Annotated in this window: 10 protein-coding genes; all 10 read right to left on the reverse strand. The window is 56.4% G+C overall.

The genetic code is table 11. The features are described 5' to 3' along the window. Positions 1–42: 42 nt before the first annotated feature. Positions 43–570: a hypothetical protein gene (locus KIB08_RS01665; protein ID WP_303988756.1), complete on the reverse strand. Its 528-nt coding sequence runs from the start codon at positions 568–570 to the stop codon at positions 43–45. 143 nt (positions 571–713) lie between these two features. Beyond that, positions 714–1,970, reverse strand: a complete 1,257-nt coding sequence (gene uraA, locus KIB08_RS01670; RefSeq protein ID WP_303988759.1) for a uracil permease — start codon at positions 1,968–1,970, stop codon at positions 714–716. Between the two features lie 139 nt (positions 1,971–2,109). Then, positions 2,110–3,417, reverse strand: a complete 1,308-nt coding sequence (locus KIB08_RS01675) for an FtsW/RodA/SpoVE family cell cycle protein (protein ID WP_303988762.1) — start codon at positions 3,415–3,417, stop codon at positions 2,110–2,112. Further along, entirely contained in the window at positions 3,398–4,072 is a 675-nt protein-coding gene (trmB, locus tag KIB08_RS01680; RefSeq protein ID WP_303988765.1) for a tRNA (guanosine(46)-N7)-methyltransferase TrmB, read from the reverse strand. The genes KIB08_RS01675 and trmB overlap by 20 nt, the downstream gene beginning before the upstream one ends. 14 nt (positions 4,073–4,086) lie before the next feature. Further along, the gene (locus tag KIB08_RS01685) at positions 4,087–5,514 is read right to left on the reverse strand and encodes an Rne/Rng family ribonuclease (protein WP_303988768.1); all 1,428 of its coding nucleotides are present in this window, start codon (positions 5,512–5,514) and stop codon (positions 4,087–4,089) included. Further along, positions 5,511–6,230 carry a TIGR03936 family radical SAM-associated protein gene (locus tag KIB08_RS01690; protein WP_303988770.1) on the reverse strand — a complete coding sequence of 240 codons (720 nt, stop codon included), beginning with the start codon at positions 6,228–6,230 and terminating at the stop codon, positions 5,511–5,513. Before KIB08_RS01690 ends, KIB08_RS01685 begins: the two co-directional genes overlap by 4 nt. Continuing rightward, a complete protein-coding gene (locus tag KIB08_RS01695; protein WP_303988772.1) occupies positions 6,196–8,088 on the reverse strand; it encodes a TIGR03960 family B12-binding radical SAM protein in 1,893 nt (630 codons plus the stop codon). Before KIB08_RS01695 ends, KIB08_RS01690 begins: the two co-directional genes overlap by 35 nt. 12 nt (positions 8,089–8,100) lie before the next feature. After that, on the reverse strand, positions 8,101–9,222 hold the full coding sequence (gene rodA / locus KIB08_RS01700; RefSeq protein ID WP_303988776.1) for a rod shape-determining protein RodA: 1,122 nt from the start codon (positions 9,220–9,222) through the stop codon (positions 8,101–8,103). A 1-nt stretch (position 9,223) separates the two neighbouring features. After that, the gene (locus KIB08_RS01705) at positions 9,224–10,060 is read right to left on the reverse strand and encodes an AAA family ATPase (protein WP_303988779.1); all 837 of its coding nucleotides are present in this window, start codon (positions 10,058–10,060) and stop codon (positions 9,224–9,226) included. Between the two features lie 17 nt (positions 10,061–10,077). Then, positions 10,078–11,874 (reverse strand): penicillin-binding protein 2, encoded by a 1,797-nt coding sequence (mrdA, locus tag KIB08_RS01710; RefSeq protein ID WP_303988782.1) that lies wholly within the window; start codon positions 11,872–11,874, stop codon positions 10,078–10,080.

An 11,874-nucleotide genomic window follows, 5' to 3' on the forward strand; every position in this document is an offset into this window, starting at 1 on the left:
TAGTGACTGTTTTCGCCGCCCGCCGCGCATTTCCTTTATTTCTTAGAAAAAGTCTCCGTAACGGTTTTTATAATGTTCGCTCATTTCGCGATCATTGCGATAGGTGCGAAATGTCTGATCTTCCGCATCCTGATAGCGAATGCGGTACAGCGTCTCGGGTGAAAATCCGTCCACGCGCAAGCGATACAGCTTATCTTCGCCCGGCACCGGCAACGGCGCGGAAATAATTTTCACATTATCGCTGATGTGGAAATTCTGCTGCGCGAGTGCAACGGCGTCCGGCTGTGTCATTTCCGCGGAAAGCGGTTTCGCCATGCGGACTTCGACTGTCATGAAGTCGACCGCCATGACCCAACGGATCTGATTATCCGCCTGCACCGCAGTCGCGTCAGCAGACGGCGTCGCGACCGTCTCCGGCGCGACCACGACCACCGGCGCGTAGGCCTCTGCATGTTGCGGCGGCAACGGCGGCAACGGCGGTAAAAGTTTATGATGGCTCGGTCCCGCCTGCGCAAACGCGGCGGTAGCGGCAAAGATCAATCCCAATGTTAAAACGGGTAATTTTCGCATCGATCATTCCTCCTTTTCTGTATTATACCAAAGACATGAAAACGTCGCTTTTTCACGCCTTATCCATCGCTATGCACCCACTGAAAACAGCGTCTGCGGAACACTTACGAATAATAAAAAACGCACCGCAGTGCGTTTTTTATTTATTCTTGCGGGCGCAGGCCGCGGAACAACCGCAAAACGAGCGCAATTACCATCGCGACGACCGTCGCCAGCGCCATCCCCTTCAAGTGGAACGGGCCGAAGTCCAACACCGCGCCGGAGAGGCCGGTAATGAGCGTGACCGCGGTTAAAATCAGATTTTCCGGTTGCGTATAGTCCACTTTCTGTTCGATCAGCATGCGCAGGCCGGTGGTGGCGATGATACCGAAAAGAAGGATGCAGACGCCGCCCATGACCGGTGTCGGGATACCGTGAATGACCGCGGAAATCTTACCGATGAAAGAGCAGAGGATCGCGATGATGGCCGCACCGCGAATGACCCACACGCTGTACACGCGCGTGATCGCCATGACGCCGATGTTTTCACCGTACGTCGTATTCGGCGTCGCCCCTACGATACCGGAAAGAATATTCGCGAGACCGTCGCCCAAAAGCGAGCGCGACAGCCCCGGATCCGTCATCAAATCGCGGCCGATGACATGGCTTGTCACCACAAGGTGACCGATGTGTTCGGCGAAAACGACAAAGACCGCGGGCAAAATAATGATGATGGCCTGCCAGTTCCATTCCGGCATATACAGCGTCGGCACGGCGAACCACGGCGCCGCCGCGATCGCGTCTATATCAACGATGCCGAGGAAGAGCGAGAGGATGTACCCCGCGACCACTCCCAACAACACCGGAATGACGCCCAAAAAGCCGCGACCGAATAAAGATACCAAAACGGTTACAACCAAGGTGAAAATCGAAACGATCACGGCCAGTTGCGGATCGATGCCCGGAACGGGGTCACCGACCAAGCCCGCCATATTCATCGCGCTCGGCGCCAATTCCAAACCGATGATCGCGACGATGGCGCCCATCGCCGCCGGCGGAAACAGCGTATCAATCCAGCCGACACCGACCTTTTTCACCAAAAAGGACAGCAGGACGAAGCACAGACCGAAAACGATGAAGCCGCTCTGCGCGGCACCGTAACCGAGTCCCATGGAAAGGATCAAAGTGACCGGCGAGATAAACGCAAAACTCGAACCGAGATACGCGGGTAAGCGCCCTTTACAGATCGCCATGTACAAAAGCGTGCCGATGCCGTTCATCAAAAGCGCGATCGAAGGGTCAACCTTCAGCAAAAACGGTACGAGCACCGTCGCGCCGAACATGGCGAACAAGTGTTGAATACTCAGGGGAAATGTTTCCCAAAGCGGTAATTTTTCGTCTACGTCCACATATTTTTTCATCGGTCTCCCCGTTTCATGAAAAAAGCTCTCTGTGCACAGAGAGCTTCGGATGTTGCGCCGGACCTGCTCCGACTCACAGGACTGCATAATATGTACTACGCATCAGTATAGCAAGTTTTAAAAAGCTTGCCAATATATTTCAGCGCGGCGGCTGCCAGCGCCGATTCGGCGGAATCCCTTCCGAGAGCGCGCGGACTTTGGCCCAATGCGCTTCCCGTTCTTCCAGCTCGCGCGTTTTGCGTTCCACGCCCAAAATCATGCCGACGGAAATCAAGTTCACGACCATCGCAGAACCGCCGTAACTGATGAACGGCAGCGGCACACCCGTAACGGGCAATACGCCGAGCGTCATCGCGGTATTGTACAAGCCCTGCCCGACCAGCAGCGTCACCAATCCGTAGACCAAGTACGCGCCGTATTGATCGCGCGCGCGACCGGCGATTTTAAAACCGGTGAATAAAAGCGCGAGAAAGGCGAACAGAACAAGGGCCGCCCACAAAAAGCCGGCCTCCTGCGCAAAGACGGCATACGCGAAGTCCGTGTGTTGTTCGGGCAGGTACGCGAATTTACTCAAACCTCGCCCTAACCCTTGTCCCAAAAAACCGCCGGAACCGACGGCAATGATGCTTTGCACGACCTGGTACCCGAGATCGCGCGCGTAGCTGAACGGATCATACCAGGCGATAAGACGTTGCATGCGATACGGCGCGGCGACAACGCCCGCGACGAATAAAATTGCGACCGCGATCAAAGTACCGACAATTTCCAGCTTCGGCAAGCCCGCCAAAAAATACAGCAAAAGCGGCACGCCCAAGACCAAAATCACGGTGCCGAAGTCCGGCTGCAGAAAAATGAGTGCGTCAAATATCAACGGCCATAGCAGCGGTTGCCATTCCGCAAGAAAGATCTTCATTCGTTTCCACTGCTGTTTTCCGGCGGCTCCCAACGCGCCGCCCAGCGACTGCCAAAGCCGCACCGGTTCGCCGCGCTCGACACGCAGCGCCAGACCAGAAGCGGTGCACATAATGCCGACGAGTTTCGCCACTTCGGACGGTTGAAACGTAAATCCTCCCAACGCGATCCACCGACGCGCTCCGTTGACGGTCAGTCCCGCCACCTGCACGAGGAGCAGCATCAGCACCGTGATCCCGATCCATAGCGTCATACTCTTGCGCAGGTTCTGATAATTAAACCGATAAACCAAGCCGCCGCAAATCGCGCCGAGAGCTAAAAACAGCGCATGACGAGACAGATCGGAGGTGACCCCCGAGGCACTGCGCAAATTCATATAAAAGGTCGAGCTGAAAACATTCACCGTGCCCACGACCAGCAAAAACAGCACCGCGACGAAAAACCAGTCGCCGTAACCGAATTTGCGCAGATGAATTCGATGGCCGAGCGCGCTCCAAAAGCACCGCCGGCTTTGCTTACGCGTTCTCTTCGTCATGGTCTTTCCTCTCCGGCGCTACGGCTACCAGACGGTAAATCGGTTGCCCTTTAGCGGAAAATTTCTGTTCGTATTCCGTGCGGACATTTTCCGCCGGCTCGTTTTGATGCAAATCATCCGTCACATCGCGCAGCGTCCAGCCGAGCGCTTGAAACTCTTCGATGGAAAAGTAAAATAAATCGTGATTGTCCGTCTTGAAATGAATTTCTCCCTGCGGCGCCAAGAGCGTCGCATATTTTTCAAGAAAGCCGCGGTGGGTAAGCCGCCGTTTGGCATGCCGCGCTTTCGGCCACGGATCACAAAAATTAAGATAAAAGCGATCCACTTCGCCCGGCGCGAACGCGTCCGGCAGTTCGCTGATATCACCTTCGACCAGGCGCACATTGGCAAGTTCCGCTGCCGCTACCTTCTGTCCGGCGTAGTATAGTACGCCGCGCTGCAGTTCGATACCGATGATGTTCACATCTTCGTGCCGCGCCGCCAAGCCGGCAATAAATTGCCCTTTGCCGGTGCCGAGCTCGACCCACAGCGGACGTTCACCGCGCGCGAAAATGTCCCGCCAGCGCCCGCGGCAATTTTCCGGCCAACCGATCGACAAAAAATCAGCGTAGTCGAGAATCGCTTCATCGATCCAGGGTTTTCTTCGTAAACGCATGTTGACTCCTTTCGCTAGTCCTCCTGCGGCGCCGCCGCAAGTTGGTACTGCGTTCGCGACGGCCGTTGGTGCGTCGCGACGATAAATTCTTTATGAAAGCGGGCCTGCCATTGCGCCGCCAGATTTTCCTCCCGCAAATACTCCGCGACCCCCGGATGCACCTGCACCAGTACGCTATCGGCCAATCCCCGCTCTGCTTTTCGCCGCAGCTCTTCGGTGATTTGTTCCACGATCGCGGCGGCCGTCATCACGTACCCCGTACCCGCGCATTCCGGACAACGCATATAGCGACTCTCCTGCAGTGTGGGTCCGGTCTTGTGACGCGTCATCTCGACCAGTCCGAGCGCCGTCATTTCCACGACCGTCGTGCGTACGCGATCTTCTTTGACCGCCGCCCGCAATTCCGTGAGCACGAGTTCGTGATCTTCTTTGCGCTGCATATCAATAAAATCGACGATGATAATGCCGCCGATATTGCGCAAGCGAATCTGTCGCGCCACTTCCTGCACCGCGGCGAGATTGACGCGCAACGCCAAGTCGTCCCGCCCGTGTCCGCTCCGAAATGTCCCGGAATTGACGTCGATCGCGGTCAGCGCTTCGGTCGGATCAATCACGATGTACGCGCCGCCCGCCACCTCCACGCGGCGTTCGAGCAACGGCGCGATCGCGTCCTGAATGCCGTGCTGCACCAGTAAATCGTTCGCCGCGACATAGGACACTTCCACTTGCGGCTGTTCGGAAACCAAATCGGCAAGCCGTTCATACGCGGCGCGATCGTTCGTAATAATCTGTTCGGTCGACGGCGTCACGTAATCGCGCGCGGCGCGTAACACAATATCCGCTTCCCGATAAAGACACGTCGGCGCGGATGCGATCTTCGCCCGCCGCCGGATACTTTCCCAGGTGCGCCGCAGGAACGCGAGGTCATGCGTTAATTCCGCCGCATCCACACCTTGTGCTGCCGTCCGCAGAATAAACCCGCACGCCTCGTCTCCCGAGCCTAATTGGGCGCCGACGAGTCCGCGCAAGCGTTCCCGTTCATCCGCCTCCTGTATTTGTTTCGAAACGCCGACGTAACGGCCCTTGGTTAAAAGCACCGCATACCGTCCCGCCAGCGAGGGTTTAGTCGTAAGCATCGGACCTTTCGTGCCGCGCGCTTCTTTCGTCACTTGCACGAGCACGCGCGCCCCGACGCTGATTTTATGTCCTTCAAGATCGCGCGATTTGCCGCCGAGAAGCGGCAAGTAACCGTTTTCGCCGGTGCCGATATCGACAAACGCCGCATCGAGCGCCGCGACCACATTTTTGACGACTCCTTTATAAATACGATGCAGCAGCGGTTCCCCGTCGGTCGGCTGAATCACCAAGTCCGTCAGAGTATTTTCCTGCGTCACCGCGATAATCGTCTCCCGCGGAGTCGTATTCACCAGTAAGCGGCTCATAATTTTTCCTGCGCCGCCGCATCGAGCGGCAAAATATACGTGCCGTCTTCTGTACGGCGCGCCACCTTCACACGCGACACCAGGCACTGTCCCGCGGCAACGGGCAAGGCGAAGTCATTCGCCAAAATCTCCCAGAGTTCCGTCGGTTTGATGCTGCCGGCGAGCGTGCGCCAAAGGCCGACCGTAACGGTTACGAAATCGTCTTCGATCCGGCCGCGCAACGGTTCGGGCACAATGTTACGCACATCGAGTTGCCGCGTTTTCTTCGGCGTGACTTTCGTATAGGGAATCGTCGTCGCGCTGTCAAAGCGCGTCAAAACGTCCTGCAATTGCGCATCGGTAAATGCCGCCGTAAGCGGACCGGTCACCTTGTATTGCTCGTAATTGATCAACGCCATCAGTTTCGGCGCGCGCTGTTCGATATATGCGCCCGCCGTCAAACGCACGCCCGGCGCCAAGGCGGCCGCCAGCGCGCGCGCCGCGTCTTCATACGGCACGTCTTCGCTCAATTCGACATCCATATACAACGGATCGGCCGTCACGCCGACCGCGAGCGCGGAATCGTAGCTGACTTTCATATGCGCATGGAAGCCTTCCGAATATGCGATCGGCAGATCGGAGCGGCGCAACGCGCGTTCCATCGAGCGCATGAAATCAAGATGCCCTAAAAAACGCAACGGCTCATCTTTCGCGATAGATAAACGTAGTCTTGGCACGATTTCCCTCCATTCCGTCGAGTACGCTGACGCCGAGCTGCGGGCAAACGCCGCAACCCGCGCAGGAAAGGCGGCGGCAATCATGTGTCAGCGCGGCGTTCACGCCCTGTCGCCATTCGCGATGCAGAAAATCTTTCGTCACGCCGCAATCGATATGCTCCCAGGGCAACGGCTCATTGAAATCGCGCTGCCGCTCCGCATAGTAGCGCGGATCGATGCCGGTCTCCTGAAATGCTTTATCCCAGTATTCCGGCTTGAACCATTCCGTCCAGCCGTCAAATTTCGCGCCTTGCTTCCACGCGGCGTAAATGACCTGCGCGACGCGCCGGTCGCCGCGCGCCAAGACCGCTTCCAGCAAACTGGTCGGCGCATCGTGATAGTGGTAATGAATATTGCGGCTTTTGATTTGACTTTTCAAATACAGTTGCCGCCGTTCGATTTCCGTTTTCGGAATTTGGCCGAACCATTGGAACGGCGTGAACGGTTTCGGCACGAAACTCGATACGCTGATCGTGACATGCGCGTTCATGCGGCCCGTGATCGATCGGTACAGATCGCTCACGCGGTAGCCGAGTTCCGCGATGCCCGCTAAATCTTCATCGGTTTCCGTCGGCAAGCCCAACATGAAATAAAGCTTCACGCGATTCCAGCCGGACGTAAACGCGTTGGTGCAGGCTTGCATTAAATCTTCTTCCGTCACGCCTTTATTGATCACATCACGCAGGCGCTGCGTGCCCGCCTCCGGAGCGAGCGTCAGACCGCTTTTACGCACCTGCTGCACTTTTTTCGCGATATCGACGGAAAAACTGTCGATGCGCAGTGACGGTAAGCTGATGCTCACGCCGCGATCGGCGAACTCCGCGAACAACGCGTCGACCAGCGAGGCGAGCTGCGAATAGTCGGCCGAGGAAAGCGACATCAGCGAAATTTCATCATAGCCGCTGTTTTTAATCAGTTCGCGCGCGATCGCCAGCAACTGTTCCTGCGTTTTTTCCCGCACCGGACGATAAATCATCCCCGCCTGACAAAACCGACAGCCGCGCGTGCAGCCGCGAAACAATTCGAGCACGGCGCGATCATGCACGGACGCAATATGCGGCAAAATCGGGTGTAACGGCACGGGCAGCGCGTCCACATTTTCCACCACGCGTTTTCGCACCTTCGCCGGCGCCGCCGTCGTATTCGGCACGAGCCGCGCGAAATTTCCCGCGCGATCGTAATGCGCATCATAAAACGCGGGCACATAGTTGCCCGAAATTTGCGCCATACGCTCCAAAAGGCCGCGCCGTCCGTCAGGCCGCCCCGCCGCCTTCCACGCTTTGACGGCATCGACCAATTCGACAATCGACTCTTCCGATTCACCGACAAAAAAGACATCGATAAACGGCGCGAGCGGCTCCGGATTGTAGACGCAGGGACCGCCCGCGATCACGAGCGGCATATCGTCCGTACGTTCTTCGCTCCAGATCGGCAATCCCGCCAAATCGAGCATATTCAACACATTCGTGCAGGACATTTCATACTGCAAGGTAAAACCGAAAACGTCGTATTCTTTCACCGGCGTTTTGGTTTCCAACGTATAGAGCGGCAACCCGTTTTGGCGCATGGCCGCTTCCATATCCGGCCACGGCGCGTAAACGCGCTCGGCGACCACGTCTTCCTCTCGATTAATCACTTCATATAAAATTTTCAAACCGAGATGGCTCATCGCCACCTCATACACATCGGGAAACGCGAGCGCCACCGACACCGCCATCTGACGGTGATCTTTGACGATGCTGTTGTATTCGCCGCCGATGTAACGCGCGGGTTTTTGCACGGTATTGAGCAAAAACGGCGAGACGCTGACTGTAGACATCCTGACTCCTATCTAAGCGGACGCATCAAACAAAACGGTTTTGCGCCGCAGATAAATATTTAATAACAACGCGACGCTGCACAAATTAAGCGTCAACGAACTGACTCCGTAACTTAAAAACGGAAGCGGGATACCGGTGACCGGCATGATGCCGATCGTCATCCCGACATTAATGAAAATTTGAAACAACCACATCGCCACGATACCGGTCGCGATATAGCGTCCGAACCGATCGGCGGCCGTGCTGGCAATCCAAATGCCGCGGTACAGCAGCACGAAGTACAACAGCAACAGCAATAACGCGCCGACCAGACCCGTTTCCTCACCGACCACCGCGAAAATAAAGTCCGTGTGGTTTTCCGGCAAAAAATTCAACTGGCTCTGCGTGCCGGCAAACAAACCCTTGCCGATCAGACCGCCCGAGCCGATCGCGATTTTCGACTGGATCACGTGGTAGCCGGTGTTGAACGGATCGCGTTCCGGATCAAACAGCACGAGAATACGATTCTTCTGGTACTCTTTGAGCAGGAAAAACCACGCCAGCGGTAAGACCGCCAGCCCCGCCAGGCAAACCTTGCGAATGTAGTCCATGCGCACGCCCGCAATATACAGACCGCCGAGCGTAATCGCGCCGAACACCAAACTCGTGCCCAAGTCCGGCTGCAGCAAGACCAACACAAACGGCGGCAGCAGAAAAAGCGCCGTGTAAAAAAGTCCGCTCCATTTTTTCAAATCCAGCGACGGCCGACACAAAAACCACGCTAAACAGACGATATAAATGATTTTCGCAAATTCCGACGGCTGAATACTGATCGGTCCAATCGTGATCCAGCGTTGCGCGCCGAGCGCGCTCGTGCCCACCAGCATAACCGCTGTCAAAACGATTAAATTGGCCCCATATAAAGCCGGCGCGTAACGGTAAAGCTTTCGGTAGTCAAAGCGCAACAAGTACACGAAGATGGCGATATCCGCCACCAAAAACGCCGCCTGTTTCGCCAAGTAGTCCGAAACATGAAGGCCCGCCTGATTGATGTGGGACGCCGATCCGATGAAGAGCAACCCGAGCAGCGTCAACGCCAGCGTAACCAACACCAGCGCCCGATCCGTCGAGCGCCACCAACGTTCGATGCCCATACTAGCCTCGGCGCCGGCGCCATGCCGAGCTTTGCGATTGACGACGGGCGATGCGCGAGCGTTTGCTTTCCCCCGAACGGTAGTGCCGGTCGATGAACCGCGACCACTCTTTGACGCCGCGTTCCCGTCCCGCTAAAAAGTCGTCGACCATTTGCGTCATCGCTTTGCCGAACGCGCCCAGCTGCGCCACGTTCGTGACGTTCCCCGCCTGCGACTGCGCCACAACTTCCGGGGCATGCGGCAAGATGCCGCCGAGATGTTCCGGCTGCATCTGATTCGCCATTTCTTCGGCCGTCAAATACCCCGGCGTCTGCGCATTATGAAAATTATTGAAAATCAACGCGTAATGAAACATCCGATCTTCATGCATATATTGCATGACGCGGTCGGTATCTCGCAACGACACCCAGGTCGGTTCCACGACGAGAAAAATCCGATCCGCCATCGCAAGCGTATACATAAGACCTTTACCGATGCCCGCCGGGCTGTCGACCAAGAGGTAGTCATAGCGGTCACGCAAATCTTCCAACACGGTCAATACCGCATCGCCTTCGAGCTCTTCCCAGCGGTATTGCTGGCTGGCCGGCATGAAATCGAGATTCGGCGCGATATGTAAAATCGCATCTTCTTCAAAACAACGTCCCGTTGCGACATCGAAAATATCAAACAGCACGCGGTCCTCGACGCCCAGCACCAGGTCGAGGTCGCGCAGACCCATGTCGCCGTCCAGCAGCAACACGCGTTTGCCGCGTTCCGCCAGCGCCGCGCCGAAGGTCGAGGTGACTACGGTTTTACCGACGCCGCCCTTGCCGGATGCCAGTGTGATGATTTGCCCCATTTATCGTTTCCTTTCTATTATTTCGCTGTCGGAATGTGAAAATACGCATCCAACATTTGTTTGACGATCGGCGCCGCCGACTCAATCCCGTAGCCGGCGTGTTCCACCAGCACCACAATTACAATTTGCGGATGGTCATACGGTGCGAACGCCGCGAACCACGCGTGATCCGGACCGTCGCCCGTTTCCGCCGTCGCGGTTTTGCCGCCGACTTCAATCGGATAGCCGTGAAACAAGGCGCCCGCGGTGCCGCCTTCCTGCGTAACCGCCCACATGGAACGTTTCACGGTATCGAGTACCGATTTCGGAACGACAAGCCGTCCCGTCACTTGCGGCTGATGGATTTGGTACGGCGAGCCGTCCAGATGATTAATGCGGCTTACGAGGTACGGTTTGTACCGCGTCCCGCCGTTGGCGATCTGACTGACGACGGAGGCCATTTGCAGCGGCGTCGCCAAGTTAAAACTTTGCCCGATCGCCGCGTCAAACGTTTCGCCTAAATACCAGTCGTCATGAAATACTTCTTTTTTATACTGTTCGGTCGCTACCAGTCCGGACGCTTCCCCGTATAAATCAATGCCGGTCGCTTCGCCCAAACCGAACGCGCGCGCCATCTCGGCGATCCGGTCGATGCCCAGACGGTGGCCCAATTCGTAGAAGTAAACATTATCCGATTTGGCCATGGCCTCCTGGAAATTAATCCAGCCGAACGCTTCGCCTGCCGCATTGCGTTTATCAATCAGCCAGTGCCGACCGTTATCGTAAATCCGTTCCTCCGGCGTAACAACTTTCGCGTTGAGCGCCGCGGTGCCGGTGATTACCTTAAAGATGGAGCCCGGCGGATAGGTACCCGAGACCACGCGATCATCAAACGGACGCAAACTGTTTTCATTGAGATCTTGCCATTCTTTCGCCGAGATGCCGACCGCAAATGAATTCGGATTAAACGACGGCCAGTTGGCCATCGCCAATACCGCGCCCGTATTCGGATCGAGCGCGACGGCCGCTACCCCGGTCGGCCAAATATGCGACTTCGCAAGCTCGGACAGATGCTCTGAAATCGCCGCTTCCGTCGCCCGCTGCAACGGTAAATCCAAGGTCAGACGCAAATTATGACCGGGCGTAATCGGCGCTTCCTCAATGTTTTTGACCGGCCGCCCCGTGGCGTCTACTTCCACCTGCCGACCGCCGGTTTTTCCCTGTAACAGATCGTTATAATATAATTCCAAGCCGGCGCGACCGACAATCGTTCCGGGCGCAAATTCGCTGCCATCGGCTTTGCGATCTTCCGGACCGGCTTCACCAACGTAACCGATGACGTTCGCCGCCAATGATCCGTACGGATAGTACCGCAACGGCTGTACCTCGATCGTCACGCCGGGATACTCGGCGCGGTACTCTTCAATTTTCGCCACGATATCGGGGCCGATATCCACTTTAATCGGAACCGGTCCGAACGACGTGCCGTGGTCTTTGATTTTCTTTTGAATGTCCGCCGGCGTCATTTGCAACACATTCGCCAAACGCGCTTCCAGCGCCGCATCCATCGATTTTTGCTGCGGCGTATACGAAACGATATAGACCGGTCGCGAACCGACGATAATTTCGCCGTTGCGATCGAGCAAGACGCCGCGCGTCGCCTGAATGGTCATTTGCCGAATGCGGTTGCCGTCCGCGAGCTCTCGGTAATGTTCCCCGTCGATCAGCTGCAACACGAACAGGCGCAACACGAGTAACATAAAAAGGCCCGCGATGACGTAGATAAACGAATTGTACCGACGATCGGTAACTTTTTTATATAAGCTTTCCAGCAT

Source organism: Negativicoccus succinicivorans (assembly GCF_018372215.1).
In the GTDB taxonomy this organism is placed as follows: domain Bacteria; phylum Bacillota; class Negativicutes; order Veillonellales; family Negativicoccaceae; genus Negativicoccus.

Coding starts and splice junctions, on each gene's coding strand:
- KIB08_RS01665 (WP_303988756.1), bottom strand. CDS start 570: ATGCGAAAATTACCCGTTTTAACATTGGGATTGATCTTTGCCGCTACC.
- KIB08_RS01685 (WP_303988768.1), bottom strand. CDS start 5,514: ATGAGCCGCTTACTGGTGAATACGACTCCGCGGGAGACGATTATCGCG.
- mrdA (WP_303988782.1), bottom strand. CDS start 11,874: ATGCTGGAAAGCTTATATAAAAAAGTTACCGATCGTCGGTACAATTCG.
- KIB08_RS01675 (WP_303988762.1), bottom strand. CDS start 3,417: ATGACGAAGAGAACGCGTAAGCAAAGCCGGCGGTGCTTTTGGAGCGCG.
- KIB08_RS01695 (WP_303988772.1), bottom strand. CDS start 8,088: ATGTCTACAGTCAGCGTCTCGCCGTTTTTGCTCAATACCGTGCAAAAA.
- uraA (WP_303988759.1), bottom strand. CDS start 1,970: ATGAAAAAATATGTGGACGTAGACGAAAAATTACCGCTTTGGGAAACA.
- KIB08_RS01705 (WP_303988779.1), bottom strand. CDS start 10,060: ATGGGGCAAATCATCACACTGGCATCCGGCAAGGGCGGCGTCGGTAAA.
- trmB (WP_303988765.1), bottom strand. CDS start 4,072: ATGCGTTTACGAAGAAAACCCTGGATCGATGAAGCGATTCTCGACTAC.
- rodA (WP_303988776.1), bottom strand. CDS start 9,222: ATGGGCATCGAACGTTGGTGGCGCTCGACGGATCGGGCGCTGGTGTTG.